A 19906-nucleotide genomic window follows, 5' to 3' on the forward strand; every position below is an offset into this window, starting at 1 on the left:
TTCAAATCTTCGATACAGACAATATCGTGGTTTTTGATGAGGTCTGTACTTAGTTTGTGAAGGAAATCGTCACGTTGGTTCATTACTCTTTCGTGTAATCTAGCAACTCTACGTTTTTGTTTCTGATAGTTTTTGGCATCAAGAAGGTTCATACCATTGTTTTTAGCATTTAACGCACGTCTTGAAAGTTTTCGTTGCTCACGTTTTAGTTTCTTTTCCATTTTGGCTGTGAACGTATGATTGTCCATCTTGTGACCATCCGAAAAAACCGCAAAATCCTTGATGCCTAAATCTATACCGATAGATGATTCCGTTTTCTTCAAGGGCTGTACGTCTGTTTTGACTACAATGGATACAAAGAACTTTCCGCTTGGATTTCGTCTGACTGTAGCGCTCAGAATACGTCCTTCAACCTCACGACTTTTGGCCAAGCGAACAAGACCCAGTTTCGGCAATTTAATTTTGTTGTTTACTATGGCCATGTTGCTATTTGTTACTTTCGTGGTGTAGGATTGTACCGGATTCTTTTTAGACTTGAAGCGAGGTGCTTTATTTTGTTTCTTGAAGAATCGAGTATAGGAATCAGCAAGGTTTTTCAGGGAGGATTGAAGGGCAATGCTATCCACTTCTTTTAGCCATATGAATTCCTTTTTTAGTTTGGTTAATTGGGCCGAACAAGAAGAATACGTTAATCCTTTGCCTGTTTCTTGGTAGGTATCGTTCCATTGCCCTAAAAAGCGATTAAAGACAAAACGAGAACAGCCGATGGTTTTAGCAATGAAGATTTCCTGTTCTTTGCTTGGATAGAGACGAAATTTGTACGCTTTGTTGATGAGCATTGTTTTCACCCCCCCAATAGGAATGTATGTTCTTATTATACCCTAACAAGAATCTCTTTGGCTACCGCCAACCGCCATTCATCTCCCCCTTATCGTTGGGCTTCTCCCTTCACACGATTGAAGAGGGAGTCTTCTGTCGGGAAATGATAAAAAACAGTATGGGAACATGTATATGCCATCCCATACTGTATTATTCGTAAAAGGAACAACGAATTCCTCTTTAAAATGGTCATTTTTCTTAACTTATGATGAAGTGACTTTTGAAATCGCTTTTTGCCCTATATCACTACGATTAAATAAGCCAGATGATTTTACTTCTTTTACTGCTGCATAGGCTTCTTTTTGTGCTTCCGCAATAGTCTTACCTTTTCCAGCGACTAATAAGACACGTCCTCCGTTTGTCACCCATTGCTCTTTTTCTATTTTAGTACCTGCATGGAAAAGAAGATGGGGCTCTTTTATGTTTTCTAACCCTTTAATTATAATACCCTTTTCATATGCTTTCGGATATCCTTTGCTTGCTAGAACAACACCAAGTACTGCCTCATCCGACCAGTCCAAATCAGGCCTTTTCCCAGCTAACAATGTTTGTAACACTTCATAAAGATCGGAGTTCAAGCGAGGTAAAACCACTTGTGTCTCTGGATCCCCAAAACGAACATTGAATTCAATTACTTTAGGACCCTCTTTTGTCATCATAAGACCTGCATACAAAATCCCTGTAAATGTACGTCCCTCTTGGATCATCGCCTCGGCCATTGGTTGTAAAATCTCTTTCACTGCACGGTCGACATCTTCTTCCGTGAATTGAGGTACTGGAGAATAAGCTCCCATTCCCCCTGTGTTTGGCCCTTCATCTTGATCATAGGCACGTTTATGATCTTGTGCCCCCACCATCGGTACGACAATGTCGCCATGAACAAAAGCCATTAAGGAAAGCTCTTCACCGTCTAAATATTCTTCAATGACAACAGAGGCACCGGCATCGCCAAATTGATTATCTTGAAGCATCGACTGTAAAGCAGCAATCGCCTCCTCCACAGTAAAGGCGACAACGACTCCTTTACCTGCTGCTAAACCATCTGCCTTAATAACAATCGGAGCTCCTTGCTCTTTCACATAGGCAACGGCTTTTTCATAATCTGTAAAGTTCTCATAATCGCCGGTTGGAATATTGTACTTTTTCATCATTTGTTTCGCAAAAGATTTACTACCTTCTAATAAAGCCGCTTCCTTATTTGGTCCGAAAGTTGGAATCCCTTCAACCGTTAAACGATCTACTAAGCCAGCTAAAAGTGGTACTTCTGGACCGACAAAGACGAGTTCTACTTCTTGTTGAATCGCAAATTTAACGATTTCCTCATGCTCTGCTTCAGCGATATTTACGACTTCGGCAACATCGATCATCCCAGGATTCCCTGGTGCAACAAATACCTTTGAGACATGTTTACTTTTTGAAAATTTCCAAGCGATCGTATGCTCTCTTCCGCCACTACCGATAACTAATACATTCACAAAAATGTCCCCTTTTTTATAAAACCACTGAAAATGATCTGCTCGTTAAAAATGGTTACATTAATTAGACTACTCCGCCAGCTCCATACCCTACGCGTTCCGCGGGTGAATCGAGAGCCTCCTCACGACTAGTCGCTACGGGGTCTCCCGTACTTCACTAATCCCGCAGGAGTCTCCGGGTATTGCGCTCGCTCCGCTTTGGTCAAAGAAAAAAAGCTAAAGCGACATAGATCTTCTAAATGAATAACCAATTATTTATAATTTTCCTCTGTTAAGGTTGAGCATGGGATTTTTTCAGTGACTTCTTTTTTTATTGAGCTTTTATTTGAGCCTTTTAACTTATGATTAATGTTTAAAGTGACGAACTCCTGTGAAGACCATTGCGATGCCGTATTCGTTCGCTTTATCGATCGATTCTTGGTCTTTAATTGAACCACCTGGTTGAATAATGGCGGTAACTCCTGCTTTTCCAGCTGCTTCGACTGTATCATTCATTGGGAAGAAGGCGTCAGAACCTAAGACAGCTCCAGTACTTCTTTCTCCTGCTTGTTCAATCGCAATTTTAGCGGCACCGACACGATTCATTTGACCGGCTCCAATTCCAACGGTCATTTTATCATTCGTTAACACGATCGCATTAGACTTCACATGTTTTACGACATTCCAAGCAAGCTTTAACGCTGCCCATTCCTCTTCACTCGGTTGACGCTCCGTTGGTACTGAGGTTGTCGCTTCATTAAAACCATGACGATCCTCATCTTGAACAAGCAAACCACCGTGAACAGAAGTAATCACTTGCTCTTTTTTCTCTTTAGCCGTTAAATCAATCGTAAGTAAACGAAGGTTTTTCTTAGATGTTAAAACGTCTAGCGCTTCCTCTGTAAATGAAGGGGCAATAATAATTTCTAAAAAGACCTCCTTCAGTTTCAGAGCTGTCGCTTGGTCAACTTCACGATTTAAAGCAATAATTCCACCAAAGATCGAAACGGGATCCGCTTCAAATGCAGCCTCATAAGCGGCTTCAATTGTGTCACCTGTTCCAACACCACACGGATTCATATGTTTAACAGCAACCGCTGCTGGGAGAGCAAATTCCTTCACAATCGCTAATGCAGCATCAGCGTCTTTAATATTGTTATAAGAGAGTTCTTTGCCATGAAGCTGAGTTGCTTTAGCGATCGAATTATCGTCTGCTAATGGCTTTTCGTAAAAAACCGCTTGTTGATGTGGATTTTCTCCATATCGTAAGTCTTGTTTTTTCGTATACGTAACCGTCAAAGACTCTGGATTTTCTTCTCCGACTTCTTTTGTCAAATACTGAGCAATTAAAGCATCATACCCTGCTGTGTGGCGGAATACTTTTGCCGCAAGCTGACGACGTGTCTCTTCTGTTGTAGCTCCACTATCTAACTCCGTTAAAACCGTTCCATAATCAGCTGGATCGACTACGACCGTAACATGTTTATTATTTTTCGCAGCAGAACGAAGCATACTCGGTCCACCAATATCAATGTTTTCGATCGCATCAGCAAAAGTTGATTCCGGTTTTGCAATCGTTTCTTGAAATGGGTAAAGATTGACACAAACGACATCAATTGGCGTAATATTATGTTCTTTCAGTTGGGCAACATGTTCTTCCTTTTCACGCATGGCTAGTAAGCCACCATGAATGTTTGGGTGTAAGGTTTTCACACGACCATCCATAATTTCTGGGAAGTTTGTCACTTCAGAAATACCGGTTACTGGAATACCAGCTTCTTCAATCGCTTTTTTTGTGCCACCAGTTGAAACGACTTCGAAACCTCGCTCCACTAAACCTTTAACAAAATCAATAATGCCTTCCTTATTTGAGACGCTCACTAATGCTCTTTTCTTTGTCATCTTACTCCCCTTCCACCTTATGTAAGGAAAAAATTGCTTGTAATGTTTCTGGATATAATTTGTGTTCCACAGCTTGTATCTTTTTCGTTAATGACTCTCTCGTGTCGTTAATCTCAACTTGAACCGCCTCTTGAGCAATGATTGGCCCCGTATCCATTCCTTCATCAACATAATGAACTGTGACTCCAGTAACTTTCACCCCAGCTTCAAACGCTTGGCCAATCGCATCAAGCCCTGCAAACGCCGGTAATAAGGACGGATGAATGTTAACAATCCGCCCTTCATAAGCCGCAAGAAGAGTCGTTCCGATCAATCGCATATACCCAGCTAAAACGATAAAATCAATTTGGTTTTCTTTTAATTGCTGCACAATATCTTCTTCATACGCTACCTTTGAGGCAAAGTTTTTCGGAATATATTCATAAACAGGAATATCGTAGCTTGCTGCTCGTTCAACTACTTTCGCTCCCTGTTTGTCACAAATAACGAGGGCCACTTCTGCCTGTAAACTCCTAGCTCTTGTTGCCTGAATGATAGCTTCTGCATTAGAGCCACTACCTGAAGCAAAGACCGCTATTTTCATAAATCAATGCCCCCGATATGAACCCCTTCACCTTCAACCACACGACCAACGACAAAGGCCCGCTCTCCTTCTTTTTGTAAAAACTCGAGCACTTTGTCGGCATCCTTTTCAGAAACGACAACGGCCATTCCGATTCCCATATTAAAAGTAGAGAAAAGCTCACGGTCGGTTAACCTACCATATTGTTGAATGATTGAAAAAATGGGTGGTACAGGCCATGAAATGTCACTAACTTCCACTGCTAAGCCCTCTGGGAGCATTCGTGGAAGGTTTTCATAAAATCCACCACCTGTAATATGAGCTAAGCCATGGACATCGAACTCTTTTTGTAAAGCTAAAAGTGGTTTCACATAAATTTTCGTTGGGGTTAAAAGTTCTTCTCCCAATGTTCGATTAAGTGTTGGCAACTCGTCTTGCAAACTTAGCTTGGCATCCTCTAACAAAACTTTCCTTACTAATGAAAAACCATTACTATGAAGACCACTTGAAGCAAGCCCGATCACGACATCATCCGCTTCGATTTTGTCACCTGTAATGACATTTGCTTTTTCAACAGCCCCCACTGCAAAACCAGCTAAATCATATTCCTCAACCTCATACATTCCTGGCATTTCAGCTGTTTCGCCTCCGATTAAGGCACACCCTGCTTGTTCACAACCATCAGCAAATCCTTTAACAATGGCTTCAATTTTTTCCGGAATCGCTTTTCCACAAGCTAGATAATCTAATAAATATAGGGGTTCTGCTCCTTGTACGACAATATCATTGACACACATCGCAACCGCGTCAATCCCAATCGTATCGTGCTTATCCATCATAAAAGCAAGCATGAGCTTTGTTCCGACCCCATCTGTTCCAGAAACGAGAATCGGCTCCTTCATTTGCAGAGCAGAAAGGTCGAACATGCCACCAAACCCACCTAGACCACCCATGACACCTAAACGAGAGGTTCTTTCCACATGGCTTTTCATTCGATTCACTGCTTCATAACCTGCTTCTATATCAACGCCTGCTTTTTTATACGCTTCGGACATGGTTTAATTGCCTCCTACTTTAGCTAACTACTTATATATGTTTTTTATTTTTCATACGTTTAGAAGATAGATCATTTTCATATACTCCACCAGCTGCTTGCCCGCAGCAAGCGCGGGGCAGCATGAGAGTTTATCAGTTGCCTCAACCCGTGTGAGGTTAAACCTTCGCGTGTGGGTGCAATGTATCTGAATAAATTTCGGTCGGGTACTGTCCTGTAAAACAAGCTAAACATTGACCACAGTTCGCTTCATTTTCAGAGCGCCCGATTCCTTTCATTAGCCCTTCAGTTGATAAAAACGATAAAGAATCGGCTCCCATGATTTCACGCATTTCTTCAATTGAATGTTGGGAAGCAATTAATTCCTCTGTTGTCGATGTATCAATGCCATAAAAACAAGGGTTTTTAATTGGTGGTGAACTAATGCGAACGTGAACCTCAAGAGCACCTGCCTCACGTAACATTTTAACGATACGCCGACTCGTTGTCCCACGAACAATTGAATCATCAATCATGACCACACGCTTTCCTTCGACAACACCACGCACTGCCGACAGCTTCATTTTGACCCCTTGCTCCCGCAACTCCTGAGACGGCTGGATAAAAGTTCGACCGACATAACGGTTTTTAATCATCCCAAGCTCATATGGAATACCCGTTTGTTCGGCATAACCAATCGCAGCTGAAATGCTGGAATCAGGCACCCCAGTTACGACATCTGCTTCAACTGGGGCTTCCATCGCTAACTGCTTCCCAAGGTTTTTCCGAGCGGTATGAACATTAATTTCATCCACATTACTATCTGGACGTGCAAAATATACATATTCCATTGAGCAAATCGAACGAGCGGTTTTATTGACAAAACGTGTGGAACGCAAGCCATTTTCATCAATAATCACGAGCTCTCCTGGTTCAACTTCACGCTCATAAGTGGCTCCAATCACATCAAAAGCACATGTTTCAGACGCGACGACATAAGCATCACCTAAACGGCCAATCGACAATGGACGTAAGCCATTTGGATCAAGAGCGACCATCATTTGTTTTTCGTTCATAACCGCAAAAGCATAAGCTCCTTTTAACATCGCTAATGAATTGCGTAATTGTTCTTCTAAGCTATAAAACCCACTTCGTTTAATTAAATGAGCCAACACTTCTGTATCAGATGTCGATTGAAAAATACTTCCTTGTCCCTCTAGTTGATGTTTCATATTATTAGCGTTTACGAGATTCCCGTTATGAGCAATCGCAAGCCCGCCTGTTTGAGAGCGGAAAAGCAGGGGTTGCACATTTGCGAGCCCCCCGCCTCCTGCTGTTGCATACCGCACATGACCAATAGCTGATGTCCCTTGTAAATCAGCCAAAGTCTCAGGACGGAACACTTCATTAACAAGACCTAAGCCTTTATGAATTTTTAAATGCTCGCCATTTGAAACAACGATCCCTGCTCCTTCTTGACCACGATGTTGCAAGCTATGAAGTCCATAATACGTAATCTGTGCGGCATCCTTGTGACCCCAAACGCCAAACACACCACATTCTTCATTTAAGCCTTTGATTTCAGCAAACATGGGATAGCCCCTTTCCAAGCTGTAACAATTTCTTCTTGAGTAGCATCAATCATGACCTTATTTGACTCATCCATAATCACTAAACGTGCTTCATTAGTTACTTCACCGACTAGAGTCGCTTCAGGAACAGCGGCTTCGAATGCAAGACGATTTTCTGGTTTTACCGTAACGACAAAACGAGACTGAGTTTCACTAAATAGAACCGTGACGACATCTCCTGCTAAAGTAACTCTCGCCCCAACGTTTCCAGAAGTCATTTTTTCAGCTAGTGCGACACTTAGTCCACCTTCTGCAACATCATGGGCAGATGCAACAAGACCTTGCTGAATGGCCGCTAATAATTTCTTTTGTCTTGCTTTTTCCACTTCTAAATCAAGAGCTGGTGCTTTTCCAGAGATTTCGCCTTCTAAAAGCTTTTGTAATTCACTACCGGCAAACTCAGGCTTCGTTTCACCAATCACATAAATCAAATCACCAGCCGCTTTAAAAGCTTGAGTTGTAATATGGTCAATGTCTTCGATTAACCCAACCATACCAATAACAGGTGTTGGGAAAATCGCTTCCCCATTTGTTTCATTATATAAAGAGACGTTTCCACCGATAACAGGTGTTTCTAGCGTACGACACGCTTCACTCATTCCGTCTGTTGATTTTTCTAACTGCCAGAAAATTTCTGGTTTATCCGGGCTACCATAGTTTAAACAATCCGTCACACCAAGTGGAACACCACCTGAACATACGATGTTACGAGCCGCTTCGGCCACGGCAATTTGTCCACCAACTTCTGGGTCCAAATATAAGTAACGAGAATTACAATCGGTTGTCATCGCAAGAGCTTTACGTGTATCACGAATCCGAACGACCGCAGCATCTGAACCTGGGCTAACAACTGTGTTTGTTTGAACCATATAATCATATTGGTCGTATACCCATTCCTTACTCGCAATCGTTGGCTGAGCTAATAACTTTAATAATGTTTCCTTTTTATCTTCAATCACTGGAATCACTTGCTCCAGCTGTTGGAATTTTTCGTAATAAGCTGGTATAGTTGATGGCTTATGATAAACAGGTGCATCCTCAGCTAAAGCATCGACTGGAATTTCTGAAACCACTTCTCCTTTATGTAGGAGGCGAAGTTTCTTATCATCCGTTACATGGCCTACTTCGGCCCAAAGCAATCCCCAACGCTCAACAATTTCTTTAATTTCATCCTCTTGGCCTTTTTTGATAACAAGTAACATTCTTTCTTGAGATTCCGAAAGCATCATTTCATATGGTGTCATGCCAGCTTCACGTTGCGGAATTAAATCAAGATTCATTTCAATTCCCGATCCTGCTTTACTTGCCATCTCTGCTGAAGATGAAGTAAGACCAGCTGCTCCCATATCTTGAATTCCGACCAACGCCTCACATTGAACAAGCTCTAGACAAGCTTCGAGCAATAATTTTTCCATAAACGGATCGCCAACTTGCACCGCTGGACGTTTCGCTTCTGAACCTTCACTCAATTCTTCCGAAGCAAAGGTAGCTCCATGAATTCCATCACGACCTGTACTAGCTCCAACATACATAACCGTGTTGCCAACACCTTTTGCTTGGCCTTTTTGAATATCTTTATGATTAATTAAGCCGACACACATGGCGTTTACAAGTGGATTGCCATCATAACAAGAGTCAAATTGAACTTCTCCTCCGACCGTTGGCACACCGACACAATTTCCATAACCGGCAATACCTGCAACAACTTCTTCAAATAAATAACGCACTTTTGGAGAGGTTAATTCTCCGAAACGTAATGAGTTTAATAACGAAATTGGACGAGCTCCCATGGAGAAAACATCGCGTAAAATTCCACCAACTCCTGTTGCAGCTCCTTGATAAGGTTCAATCGCGGATGGGTGGTTATGGCTTTCAATTTTGAAAACAACCGCCTGCTCATCCCCGATATCAATGATACCCGCACCTTCACCAGGACCTTGTAAAACCTTCTCACCATCAACAGGGAATTTCTTTAACAGAACCTTCGAATTTTTGTAACTACAATGCTCCGACCACATTACAGAAAAAATACCAGTCTCTGTATAATTCGGTGTACGTCCTAAAATCTGTTCCACAAGGGCAAATTCTTCATCTGTTAAGCCCATATCACGATACAATTTTTGTTCCTTTACTTGTTCAGATGTTGGCTCAAGCTGTTGTAACATGAGTTTCCCTCCAATTTCGTAACATCGATTGAAATAATTTTAACCCATCGGCACTACCCAAAATCTCTTCTACCGCACGTTCTGGGTGTGGCATCATTCCTAGTACATTTCCTTGTTCATTCGTAATCCCAGCAATTTGATTCCTTGACCCATTAATCGCATTGACGTAACGGAAAACGACTTGATTGTTCTCTTCTAATCTCGAAAGTGTTTCCTCGTCACATTCATAGTTCCCTTCGCCATGGGCAACAGGGACATTAATAACATCACCTTTGGTATAACCGGCTGTAAACATCGTATTCGCATTTTCAACTTGTAACTGAACCGGACGACAAATGAATTTTAAACCTTCATTTCGTTTCATCGCTCCAGGCAAAAGACCTGCTTCAAGGAGAATTTGGAAGCCATTACAAACACCAAGTACGGGTTTACCGGCATTAGCCGCTTCAATAACCGCGTTCATCACTTTTGAAAAACGAGCAATCGCTCCTGAACGAAGATAATCACCGTACGAGAAACCACCCGGCAACAGAATTCCATCAAAACCTTCAAGTGAAGCCTCATCATGCCAAACATATTCGACTTCCGCTCCTAGACCATCCTTAATCGCATGATACATATCTGAATCACAGTTTGATCCAGGAAAAACGATTACCGCAAATTTCATGATGGCACGACCTCCTCGATTTCAAAACGATAGTCTTCAATCACTGTGTTCGCAAGAATTTTTTCGCACATTTCCTTAACACGTTCTTCAACATTTTCTGTTTTTTCTAATTGAAGTTCCAAATATTTACCGATACGCACTTCTTGAACTTCTTTATAATCCATCGTGTGAAGAGCTCCCTTAACTGCTACTCCTTGAGGGTCTAATACACTTTCTCTTAACGTGACAAAAACTTTTACTTTCAACATGGACAAGTCCTCCTAAAATGGTTTTTATTATCAGGTGAAGTTTACGAATGCTGGGTTAATCGAGCTAAAATTTCAGCATAACCTTCTTGCAAATTACCTAAATTACGACGGAATAAATCTTTATCAAAGCGTTCATTCGTATCTTTATCCCAAAGGCGACACGTATCAGGCGAAATTTCATCTGCTAAAAGAAGTTCACCGTTCACCGTCCGACCGAATTCAAGCTTGAAATCTACTAAACGAATGTTAATTTCAGAGAATAAAGCAAGCAAATGCTCATTTACCGCTAATGCCATCTCTCTTAATTGAGCTACCTCTTCATCTGATGCTGCCTCCAGTAGTTCAATATGGGCTTCTGTAATCAGCGGGTCTCCTAAATCATCATCTTTATAATAAAATTCAACAATCGGCTTGCTGAGCGGGGTTCCCTCTTCCATTCCAAGACGCTTCGCCATACTTCCTGCGACAATATTACGAACAACCACTTCTAATGGAACAATTTCGACCTTTTGCACGAGTTGCTCTGTTTCCGAAAGCCGCTCCACAAAATGACTCTCAATTCCTTTGTCCTTTAACTGAGTAAAAATAAGAGAGGAAATTTCATTATTTAAACGACCTTTTCCAGCGAGTGTATCTTTCTTTTCGCCATTAAAAGCTGTCGCCTCATCCTTATATTCAATCCAAAGGATATTTGCTTCATTCGTTTGATAAATCTTCTTCGCTTTTCCTTCATATAGGAGCTGTTGTTTTTCCATTTGGGTCCTCCACTAAAGTAATAGTTAAATGTCAAAAAACACGGGCAAATGCGATATGAATAAATATTAAGAATAATTACGTTTTTTTAATTGTTTTGGTTGTCTTACTCCACCAGCTCCATGCCCACAGCAATAGCGGGTGAGTCGGGAGCCCCTTAGCTAACAGTCGCTGTGGGGTCTCCCGTCCTTCACTATTCCCGCAGGAGTCTTCGGGCATTCCTCTGGCTTCGTTTTGGTTCATGAAAATTTAATCATTTAGTGGTTTCACTAGAAGTAACAACCTCTTCACTTCTCCTTAACCACAACTAACAGCTTTTACTCATCAATCCCTAAACGCGTAAAGATCGTATCGACATGCTTTAAGTGATGTTCGTAGTTAAAGCATTCTTCAATTTCTTCTGGTGATAATACAGAAGTAATCCGTTCTTCCGCTTCGACTAGTTCGCGGAATTGAATCCCCTTCTCCCAAGCTTCCATCGCCTTTGGTTGAACAAGGTCATACGCTTCTTCACGAACAAGGCCTTTATCAATTAAAGAAAGAAGCACACGCTGCGAATAAATTAATCCGTATGTTCTTGTCATATTGCGTTTCATGTTTTCTGGGAATACGGTTAAGTTTTTCACGATATTACCGAAACGATTTAACATATAGTTTAAGGCGATCGTCACATCCGGTAACAAAATTCGCTCTGCTGATGAATGTGAAATGTCGCGCTCATGCCATAATGGAACATTTTCATAAGCAGCTAACATATGTCCACGAACAATACGAGCCAGACCTGTCATATTTTCTGAACCAATTGGATTACGTTTATGTGGCATTGCAGAAGATCCTTTTTGACCTTTTGCAAAAAATTCTTCCACTTCACGTGTTTCACTTTTTTGTAACCCACGAATTTCAACTGCAAATTTCTCAATTGACGTCGCAATAAGGGCTAATGTGCTCACATATTGAGCGTGACGATCACGTTGTAAGGTTTGCGTTGAAATCGGTGCTGCCTCTAACCCTAATTTTTCACAAACTAATTGCTCAACCGCCGGATCGATATTGGCATACGTTCCAACCGCACCTGAAAGCTTGCCGACACGAACTGTTTCAGCTGCCTGTTTAAAACGTTCGATGTTACGTTTCATCTCTTCATACCAAAGACCAAGCTTTAATCCGAATGTTGTTGGCTCAGCATGAACGCCATGCGTACGCCCCATCATTACCGTATATTTATGATCTTTTGCTTTATTTTTAATAATTTCTAAAAAGTTCTCTAAGTCGTTTAATAAAATCTCATTTGCTTGTTTTAATAAATAAGAAAGAGCTGTATCAACCACATCTGTTGACGTTAATCCGTAATGCACCCATTTACGCTCTTCGCCAAGCGTCTCCGAAACCGCACGTGTAAATGCGACTACATCGTGACGAGTTTCTTCTTCAATTTCTAAAATACGCTCCACATCAAAGCTCGCATTTTCACGAATTTTTTGGACATCTTCTTTTGGAATTTCACCAAGCTCTGCCCATGCCTCACAAGCAACGATTTCTACTTCTAACCATGCTTGATAGCGGTTTTGGTCTGTCCAAATTTGACCCATTTCTGGTCTTGTATAACGTTCAATCATAGTTTAATGCCTCCAATTATCTTTTTCGTACCTTCTTTATTATGAGCGTTCATCTAATTTTTGCAATGCCTCTTCAACGGTTTTAGCCATGACGGTTAAATGTCCCATTTTTCTTTTTTCTTTTGCCTCGGCTTTTCCATATAGATGAAGCTTTATATCATTAAATTGCTCAATATGAGCTAAAACTTGCGACAAGTCCTCACCTAAAATGTTTTCCATTACGACCGGCTTATGCAACGTTGTTTCTCCAAGTGGCCAGCCACTAACCGCGCGAATATGTTGTTCAAATTGAGAAGTTTCACAAGCCTCAATCGTATAATGCCCAGAATTATGAGGTCTTGGGGCAAGTTCATTTACAAAAAGGGTGCCATCAGAGCCGACAAAAAATTCAACAGCGAGCGTTCCAACTAACCCGAGCCCTTCCGCAATCGTTAACGCCATTTTTTTAGCCCCATCTTGAATGTCCTGTGAAACTCTTGCTGGAACAATGGAACGATATAAAATATTGTTACGGTGGATGTTTTCCGCTACTGGGAAAGTCTTCACTTCCCCAGTCGTTGAACGAGTAACGATTACCGAAACCTCACATTGAAACGGAATCCATGCTTCTAATACTAGTTCACCGTGTTTGAGCAACCTTCTCACCGCTTCATTAAGTTCTTCTTGATTGTTGACAACGGCTTGTCCTTTGCCATCATAACCACCGCGGCATGTTTTCAGCACAGCCGGAAAACCGATATCTTCGCCAGCTTTTGTGATCATTTCCTCCGCTAAAATCGCACGATGCGGAGCAACTTTAACACCTAATGATTCAATCGCTTGCTTTTCCTCCAAACGATGTTGTGTGATTTTTAACAATTTATCCCCTTGTGGAAAAAAACATTGTTCAGCAATCCAACCAGCTGTCTTCTGGTCAATATTTTCAAACTCATATGTTATAAGATCTGACACATCTGCGAGTAGTTTAGCCCCATCTAAATCGTCATAGCCTTTTTCGATTTGGACATCTGCTATTTGCCCACAAGGTGAATCAGCCGTTGGTTCTAGTACAGCAATCCGGTACCCCATCTGTCTCGCCGCAATCGCCATCATTCGTCCAAGTTGGCCTCCGCCAATAATTCCGATCGTTGCTCCTGGTGTTAACGGCTGACTCATAATGTATCACTGCTTTCTAACACTTTTTCTTCCGTTTGTTTTCTTCTTTTTTCTAAACGTAATTGAACTTCTTCATTAAAAGAGCCAATGATTTGAGTGGCAAGTAAACCAGCATTTGTTGCTCCTGCCTTCCCAATGGCGACTGTTGCAACTGGTACACCACCTGGCATTTGTACGATCGACAATAAGGAATCTAATCCTTGTAAGGCTTTTGACTGAACGGGAACACCAATAACCGGTAACGTCGTTTTAGCAGCGACCATCCCTGGTAAATGGGCAGCTCCTCCAGCTCCAGCAATAATCACTTTCAAGCCTCTTGCTCTTGCTTCTTCTGCATATTGAAACATTAAATCAGGTGTACGATGAGCAGATACAACCTTTTTCTCATAAGGAATTTCAAGCTCTTCTAATACGTCACAGGCATGTTTCATCGTTTCCCAATCAGATGTACTTCCCATAATGACACCGACAACCGGATCCATATTTAATCTCTCCCTATCCAATAATCTATTATTTTTTCTCGATTAACCATTTGCTTAAACATAAAAAAACATAGAATTAGGTTCTTTATCATCGATCTTGCCGAGAGAAAGTAAGCTAATTCTACGCTTTTTATCCAAACGTAAATCATTCATTTTCGTACATTAAGATGAATGAATGCCGAACTTCCCCTCATAGTCTAATAATTTACGGTTATTAGGTAGAAACTTTTGGGCCATATTCCCAAGGATTATATGAGGTAATTTCGTATTTGTGGTCTTTTCACCTTCATCTTACAAGTAACTCACGGTGATGTCAACGAAAAATCGAACATTTACTATTATAAAATAATTATCGTTCGTCTTCTTTTAATAAGCCTTCAAAGACAATCACTTGTTTTATCGGTTCATAGTGGACATTTTGCCCTTGTTTCTCCTCCGAGAATACAGGCTTCTCCATTCTCCTTACCGGTTTATAGCCCATTTTATCCATTCGTTCGAGACAATCAGCAATCGACTCTCCTTCCTGAACCTCAAACTTCATTTTCTTCTTTTTACTCACATACATTCCCCCTATATGAACATTGCCTATGTTGATTTCTTTTTTATTCGGAATTTCATAACCGACATACATCATATTGTAGTGTGTATGAGGAAGACTGACAACACCGATTACATTTTGAGCGACATCGTGACGTTAATCGTCGGAACTTGGGATGAATCTACTTTTATTTTCAAAAATCTCATTATAGTTCGTATCTGCTTGAAGGGCTCTTTCTTCTTCCTTGATTCGAATCGAAAGGACGACTCCGTTTAAAACAGTAAACAAAAAAGCCGTCCAATATGCTTGAAAAATAATCGGTAAACTAATAATCTCGACGGCCACGACCATATAATTAGGATGTCTCATAAAATGATAAGGTCCCTTAGTCACAACCCTCGCCCCCGGCAAAATCATTATTCGTGTATTCCAAAACCGCCCGAGCGATGACAGAGCCCAGACTCGAACAACTTGGGCGATGATAAAGAGACAAAATGGAATCGCCGTCCATTTCATCATCTCAGGTTGCGTCACCGCAATCTCACTAAATAAGGAAAGAAAGAAACCTACATGCAATAAGACAAGAAAAGGGTAGTGTTCCTTTCCAACTTCAAATCCCCCTTGGTCCTCGATCCAACGTTTGTTACGATTGGCAATAATCAACTCCAATACTCTTTGTAACATAACTGAGCCAAGGAAGATATAAATCCAAATACTCAATGAACTCCCTCCCACTTTAACAGAACAAGCTCGGAACAAAAACCAGGTCCTAATGCAGCCATTAAACCAATATCGCCTGATTGCCGTTCCTTTTTCATACATTCTTCAAGCACATATAAAACGGTTGGTGACGACATATTGCCATTCATTCGTAATACATCTCTCGCTTCCTCTGTTAAGGTCGTCGGAATCGATAACGACGCTTCATAAGCATCAAGTACCTTTTTCCCACCTGGATGAGCAACAAAAGAATCAATCTGACCTATTTCTAAACCATGCTCATGCAAAAAACCTTCTACATTTGGTTTAAACCAGTTTTCAACAACGGAAGGAATATCACGCGAAAACACCACATGGAGACCCGTATCCTTCACATCCCAACCCATGATTTCTTCTGAATCCGGCATTAAGGTCGAATGTGTTGCGGTTACCATTGGACGAAGGGGCCTTTTCGCGTTTTGTGTCAGTGAAGAATGTTCCCCACAAACTAACGCACAAGCAACACCATCCGCAAATAAAGACGCACCAATTAAATTACTTTTTGAACGGTCATTTTTTTGAAAAGTTAGGCTACAAAGTTCAATACAGCAAACCAATACATTTTGCTCCGGATACGCACGTGCATATTCAAAAGCACGACTTATCCCAATTGCACCACCAGCGCACCCTAACCCCCATAACGGAATTCGTTTTGTATGAGGGGAAAAGGACATTTGATTCATAATTCGTGCATCCAAGCTTGGCGTCGACATACCCGAACTCGTCACCAATACGATCGCATCGATTTCTTTTTCTTCAATTGGCTCTTTGAGAAACGCTTCATTTTGTAGACATGTCTTAATTGCCTCGACACCAAATTCGGTGGCGAGTTCGATGTATAAATCATTACGTTCTTGTAAAGTATGACTTTCCTCAAACCATTCGATTGGAACCGCAAAATGTCGCTCATCAATCTGACCATTTTTAAAAACGGGCAGCAGCCGATTAATATCTGAAAAACTTTCACTAAACAATTCCTTCGCAAACTCCATCGTTAAATCCTGAGTCAACCTATTGGGCGGACGAAAGGTTCCTACCGATAAAATACTAACCATAATTAAGCCCCTATCCTTATTTTGTTAGTTTAGGTTTTCCAGTATTAGTTAATTTATTCTAGTTTGTACCTTAATACCGTCTCGGTTTCCAGTTTATTACTTTTGAATGATTATACGTACCATAATATAGAACAACTTGGATTTTCATTACCTAATGTGCTTTTTTCGCACCGTAATTTGAATCAGCACGGTTTTTGATTACCTATTCCAGCTTTTTCGCACCGTAATCCGACTCAGCACGATTTTTCATTGCTTATCCCAGCTTTTTCGCACCGTAATCTGACTCAGCATGATTTTTCATTACTTATTCCAGCTTTTTCGCACCGTAATCTGACTCAGCACGGTTTTTCATTACTTATTCACTTTTTTTCGCACCGTAATTTGACTCAGCACGGTTTTTCATTACCTATTCCAGTTTTTTCGCACCGTAATCCGACTCAGCACGGTTTTTCATTACTTATTCACTTTTTTTCGCACTCTAATTCCCCACTCCGCACTTTTTCATTACTTATCCACTCATTTATCCCTCCATACTTCAAAAACTCCTAAAACCAACACAAAAAAGCCCACAACCAATATAAAATTGAGTGTGGGTTCCATTTTTTATTTCAACTTTTCCAATCTTTTTTGAAAATGCTCGCGCCATTCTTGGGAAAGTTGTCTCACTTTGACAAGCTCCTGCCAATCTTCTGATGTCGCTTCTTTCCAATACCTTGCTTTATTTACGTTCAAAACCGTCGGGTTCTTCGCATGACGCTCCACTAGTTCCAACTCGTCTCCCACACTTACTTCTCCATTTTGCAACACTCGGGCATAGTAGCCACTCCAGCCTTTTTCATTCACCCATAAAGCCATTTTGGGTTCATTGTGTTTTAAACCAATTTTGTAACAGGGGGAACGTGGTTGACTAATTTCGAGCAACACCTCGCCAATTTTATACACATCGCCAATCTGGACATCTTGCTCACTTAATCCGGAAATCGTTAAATTCTCACCAAAAGCTGACTCTCCTGGATTTCGACCAAGTTTTTCTTCCCAATAGGAATAATGTTCAGCTGGATATAAACAAATCGCCATATCCACTCCACCATGATGAACTGGGTCAGATTGCGTGTCACCGATAATCCCTAATGCATTCACCTGCACAGTTGAAAATAATGGCTCCTTATATATACTCGTTTTAACTGGCTTCCCATTCATCATGACTTCCCTTGGCTTCCCTACATAAATGCCTTCTATTGTTATCGACATGACTGTTCCTCCTTATGGTCTCTCTCGATTTTACATTTGCTTCGGTGCTTTGACTCCTAATAAGCGTAACCCTTCTTTTAACACAATCGTCACGGCCTTCACTAAGGCTAAACGAGCTTCATATTGTTCGTCCTCGACTAAGATTTTGACATGACTGTAATATTTATTAAATTCTTGAGCCAACTCTAGGACATATTTGGCTACCTTTGATGGGTCCCTTAATAGGAAGCTTCTTTCCACAACATGCGGAAAATGATCGACAAGCTTCAGAACGGCCCAACTATACGAATCGTCCAAACCATCTTCCGGAGACGATACTTCCCCAAACTTCGCCTTACGTAAAATCGAGCAAGCTCTTGCATGCGTATATTGGACATACGGCCCGGTTGTTCCTTCAAATCGAAGCATATCTTCTAATGAAAATTCGACATTATTCTGTTTTTCGTTTTTTAAATCATGGAAAATAATCGCCCCAACCCCTACTTGTTTGGCTACTTCATCTTTGTCTACAAGGTTTGGATTCTTTTCATTAATATTTTGCTTCGCTAAATCTATTGCTTCTTTAATCACTTCTTCTAATAAAATAACCCGACCTTTTCGCGTCGACATCTTGCGACCATTTTGTAAAATAAACCCGAATGGGATATGCTCTATTTCCTTGGCCCAGTCATAGCCAAGCTTTTCTAAAACTAATTTAATTTGTTGAAAATGTAAGCTTTGTTCATGACCGACTACATAAAATGATTTAGAAAATTGATACGTCTTTTGTCTATAAATGGCGGCGGCTAAATCTCTGGTTGCATAAAGGGTCGCTCCATCCGATTTCCGAATTAAACAAGGCGGTAAATTTTCCTTCTCCAATGAAACAACGTCTGCCCCATCTGAACGCTCTAACACATTTTTATTCTCTAGCTCTTTAATAACCCCGTCCATTTTGTCATTGTAAAAAGCTTCCCCATGATAGGAATCAAACGGGACACCTAACAGCTGATAGATTTTCGCAAACTCTTGTAATGATTCATCCTTAAACCAATTCCAAAGCTCTGTTGCTTCGACATTCCCATCTTCTAACCTTTTAAACCACGCTCTTGCCTCATCTTCAAGCTCTCGTTTCTCCTCTGCTTCTTCATGGAACTTCACATACAAAGCGAGCAGTTCCTTAATCGGATTCTCTTTAATCGTATCAGGATTGCCCCATTTTTTATAAGCGGTAATGAGCTTACCGAACTGTGTCCCCCAATCACCTAAATGATTAATTCGCACGACCTGATAGCCATTTTTCTTAGCAACCGTAGCCAGTGAATTTCCGATCACCGTTGACCGCAAATGCCCCATTGAAAAGGGTTTCGCAATATTGGGTGAAGAGTAGTCAATCGTCAGCACTTGGCCTTCACCTATCGATTGAGCACCAAAACACTCCTTTTCAGCTAAAACCTTTGACAAAATACTTTTGCTCATTTCCGCTCGATTTAAAAACACATTCACATAAGGCCCTACCGCGACCACCTTGGAAAAAATGGATGCCTGAATTTGGTTAGCTAACTGTTCGGCAATTTTAGCTGGAGCTTGCTTCAACTGCTTCGCTAAAACAAAACAAGGAAAAGCTAAATCTCCTTGCTCCTCAAATTTAGGCTTCTCTATTAATCCCTCAATCTCCTCTTTCTTTTTTACACCACTAATCGTTTTTTCTATTTCCTCGGCATATAATTGCTTTGCTTCCATTACCCTTACACCTCTTTCATTTTTTCCACAAAAA

19 protein-coding genes and 1 riboswitch are annotated in these 19906 nt (G+C 41.0%); of the genes, 1 reads left to right on the forward strand and 18 read right to left on the reverse strand.

What is annotated here, in order from left to right; genetic code table 11:
* The 16 genes from BALCAV_RS12315 to BALCAV_RS12390 form a co-directional block, all read right to left on the reverse strand.
* Positions 1 to 839 (reverse strand): RNA-guided endonuclease TnpB family protein (locus BALCAV_RS12315; protein ID WP_040323963.1); only part of this gene is annotated, 839 nt, incomplete at its 3' end.
* A 243-nt stretch (positions 840 to 1082) separates the two neighbouring features.
* Positions 1083 to 2354, reverse strand: a complete 1272-nt coding sequence (purD, locus tag BALCAV_RS12320) for a phosphoribosylamine--glycine ligase (RefSeq protein WP_003321781.1) — start codon at positions 2352 to 2354, stop codon at positions 1083 to 1085.
* Positions 2355 to 2699: 345 nt separating this feature from the next.
* Positions 2700 to 4235, reverse strand: coding sequence for a bifunctional phosphoribosylaminoimidazolecarboxamide formyltransferase/IMP cyclohydrolase (purH, locus tag BALCAV_RS12325; RefSeq protein WP_003321560.1), 1536 nt, complete (start codon positions 4233 to 4235; stop codon positions 2700 to 2702).
* A gap of 1 nt (position 4236) precedes the next feature.
* On the reverse strand, positions 4237 to 4818 hold the full coding sequence (gene purN / locus BALCAV_RS12330) for a phosphoribosylglycinamide formyltransferase (protein WP_003321561.1): 582 nt from the start codon (positions 4816 to 4818) through the stop codon (positions 4237 to 4239).
* Positions 4815 to 5852: a phosphoribosylformylglycinamidine cyclo-ligase gene (gene purM / locus BALCAV_RS12335; RefSeq protein WP_003321562.1), complete on the reverse strand. Its 1038-nt coding sequence runs from the start codon at positions 5850 to 5852 to the stop codon at positions 4815 to 4817. The genes purN and purM overlap by 4 nt, the downstream gene beginning before the upstream one ends.
* Positions 5853 to 6009: 157 nt before the next feature.
* Positions 6010 to 7422, reverse strand: coding sequence for an amidophosphoribosyltransferase (gene purF, locus BALCAV_RS12340; RefSeq protein WP_003321563.1), 1413 nt, complete (start codon positions 7420 to 7422; stop codon positions 6010 to 6012).
* Positions 7398 to 9626 (reverse strand): phosphoribosylformylglycinamidine synthase subunit PurL, encoded by a 2229-nt coding sequence (purL, locus tag BALCAV_RS12345; RefSeq protein ID WP_003321564.1) that lies wholly within the window; start codon positions 9624 to 9626, stop codon positions 7398 to 7400. Before purL ends, purF begins: the two co-directional genes overlap by 25 nt.
* On the reverse strand, positions 9610 to 10293 hold the full coding sequence (gene purQ / locus BALCAV_RS12350) for a phosphoribosylformylglycinamidine synthase subunit PurQ (protein WP_003321565.1): 684 nt from the start codon (positions 10291 to 10293) through the stop codon (positions 9610 to 9612). Before purQ ends, purL begins: the two co-directional genes overlap by 17 nt.
* Positions 10290 to 10541: a phosphoribosylformylglycinamidine synthase subunit PurS gene (gene purS, locus BALCAV_RS12355; protein WP_003321566.1), complete on the reverse strand. Its 252-nt coding sequence runs from the start codon at positions 10539 to 10541 to the stop codon at positions 10290 to 10292. Before purS ends, purQ begins: the two co-directional genes overlap by 4 nt.
* Positions 10542 to 10582: 41 nt before the next feature.
* A complete protein-coding gene (gene purC / locus BALCAV_RS12360; protein WP_003321568.1) occupies positions 10583 to 11296 on the reverse strand; it encodes a phosphoribosylaminoimidazolesuccinocarboxamide synthase in 714 nt (237 codons plus the stop codon).
* A 315-nt stretch (positions 11297 to 11611) separates the two neighbouring features.
* Positions 11612 to 12910 (reverse strand): adenylosuccinate lyase, encoded by a 1299-nt coding sequence (gene purB, locus BALCAV_RS12365; RefSeq protein ID WP_003321570.1) that lies wholly within the window; start codon positions 12908 to 12910, stop codon positions 11612 to 11614.
* A 39-nt stretch (positions 12911 to 12949) separates the two neighbouring features.
* On the reverse strand, positions 12950 to 14065 hold the full coding sequence (gene purK, locus BALCAV_RS12370; protein ID WP_003321571.1) for a 5-(carboxyamino)imidazole ribonucleotide synthase: 1116 nt from the start codon (positions 14063 to 14065) through the stop codon (positions 12950 to 12952).
* Positions 14062 to 14547 (reverse strand): 5-(carboxyamino)imidazole ribonucleotide mutase, encoded by a 486-nt coding sequence (gene purE / locus BALCAV_RS12375; RefSeq protein ID WP_003321572.1) that lies wholly within the window; start codon positions 14545 to 14547, stop codon positions 14062 to 14064. Before purE ends, purK begins: the two co-directional genes overlap by 4 nt.
* 173 nt (positions 14548 to 14720) lie before the next feature.
* Positions 14721 to 14823, reverse strand: a riboswitch (purine riboswitch).
* A gap of 73 nt (positions 14824 to 14896) precedes the next feature.
* Positions 14897 to 15106, reverse strand: a complete 210-nt coding sequence (locus BALCAV_RS12380; RefSeq protein WP_004427202.1) for an NETI motif-containing protein — start codon at positions 15104 to 15106, stop codon at positions 14897 to 14899.
* A gap of 135 nt (positions 15107 to 15241) precedes the next feature.
* Complete coding sequence (locus tag BALCAV_RS12385; protein ID WP_004427204.1) at positions 15242 to 15805, reverse strand: isoprenylcysteine carboxyl methyltransferase family protein; 564 nt, start codon at positions 15803 to 15805, stop codon at positions 15242 to 15244.
* On the reverse strand, positions 15802 to 16899 hold the full coding sequence (locus BALCAV_RS12390) for a type III polyketide synthase (RefSeq protein ID WP_004427206.1): 1098 nt from the start codon (positions 16897 to 16899) through the stop codon (positions 15802 to 15804). The genes BALCAV_RS12385 and BALCAV_RS12390 overlap by 4 nt, the downstream gene beginning before the upstream one ends.
* A gap of 249 nt (positions 16900 to 17148) precedes the next feature.
* Here BALCAV_RS12390 and BALCAV_RS22070 point away from each other — a divergent pair, with 249 nt between their 5' ends.
* Positions 17149 to 17448 carry a hypothetical protein gene (locus tag BALCAV_RS22070; RefSeq protein WP_152563047.1) on the forward strand — a complete coding sequence of 100 codons (300 nt, stop codon included), beginning with the start codon at positions 17149 to 17151 and terminating at the stop codon, positions 17446 to 17448.
* A 54-nt stretch (positions 17449 to 17502) separates the two neighbouring features.
* Here BALCAV_RS22070 and BALCAV_RS12395 read toward each other — a convergent pair whose 3' ends face one another.
* Both BALCAV_RS12395 and argS read right to left on the reverse strand, forming a co-directional pair.
* Positions 17503 to 18150, reverse strand: a complete 648-nt coding sequence (locus tag BALCAV_RS12395) for an MOSC domain-containing protein (protein WP_003323087.1) — start codon at positions 18148 to 18150, stop codon at positions 17503 to 17505.
* Positions 18151 to 18180: 30 nt separating this feature from the next.
* Complete coding sequence (gene argS, locus BALCAV_RS12400; protein WP_003323088.1) at positions 18181 to 19872, reverse strand: arginine--tRNA ligase; 1692 nt, start codon at positions 19870 to 19872, stop codon at positions 18181 to 18183.
* Positions 19873 to 19906: the final 34 nt, after the last annotated feature.

It is taken from the genome of Alkalihalobacillus alcalophilus ATCC 27647 = CGMCC 1.3604 (assembly GCF_000292245.2).
GTDB classification, from domain to species: domain Bacteria; phylum Bacillota; class Bacilli; order Bacillales; family Bacillaceae_D; genus Alkalihalobacillus; species Alkalihalobacillus alcalophilus.

Bases quoted from the DNA above. Each gene is read 5' to 3' on its own strand.
- BALCAV_RS12395 (WP_003323087.1), bottom strand. From the start codon at position 18,150: ATGTCGATAACAATAGAAGGCATTTATGTAGGGAAGCCAAGGGAAGTC.
- BALCAV_RS12390 (WP_004427206.1), bottom strand. From the start codon at position 16,899: ATGGTTAGTATTTTATCGGTAGGAACCTTTCGTCCGCCCAATAGGTTG.
- purK (WP_003321571.1), bottom strand. From the start codon at position 14,065: ATGAGTCAGCCGTTAACACCAGGAGCAACGATCGGAATTATTGGCGGA.
- purM (WP_003321562.1), bottom strand. From the start codon at position 5,852: ATGTCCGAAGCGTATAAAAAAGCAGGCGTTGATATAGAAGCAGGTTAT.
- purQ (WP_003321565.1), bottom strand. From the start codon at position 10,293: ATGAAATTTGCGGTAATCGTTTTTCCTGGATCAAACTGTGATTCAGAT.
- purC (WP_003321568.1), bottom strand. From the start codon at position 11,296: ATGGAAAAACAACAGCTCCTATATGAAGGAAAAGCGAAGAAGATTTAT.
- purL (WP_003321564.1), bottom strand. From the start codon at position 9,626: ATGTTACAACAGCTTGAGCCAACATCTGAACAAGTAAAGGAACAAAAA.
- argS (WP_003323088.1), bottom strand. From the start codon at position 19,872: ATGGAAGCAAAGCAATTATATGCCGAGGAAATAGAAAAAACGATTAGT.
- purE (WP_003321572.1), bottom strand. From the start codon at position 14,547: ATGGATCCGGTTGTCGGTGTCATTATGGGAAGTACATCTGATTGGGAA.
- purS (WP_003321566.1), bottom strand. From the start codon at position 10,541: ATGTTGAAAGTAAAAGTTTTTGTCACGTTAAGAGAAAGTGTATTAGAC.
- purH (WP_003321560.1), bottom strand. From the start codon at position 4,235: ATGACAAAGAAAAGAGCATTAGTGAGCGTCTCAAATAAGGAAGGCATT.
- purF (WP_003321563.1), bottom strand. From the start codon at position 7,422: ATGTTTGCTGAAATCAAAGGCTTAAATGAAGAATGTGGTGTGTTTGGC.
- purN (WP_003321561.1), bottom strand. From the start codon at position 4,818: ATGAAAATAGCGGTCTTTGCTTCAGGTAGTGGCTCTAATGCAGAAGCT.
- purB (WP_003321570.1), bottom strand. From the start codon at position 12,910: ATGATTGAACGTTATACAAGACCAGAAATGGGTCAAATTTGGACAGAC.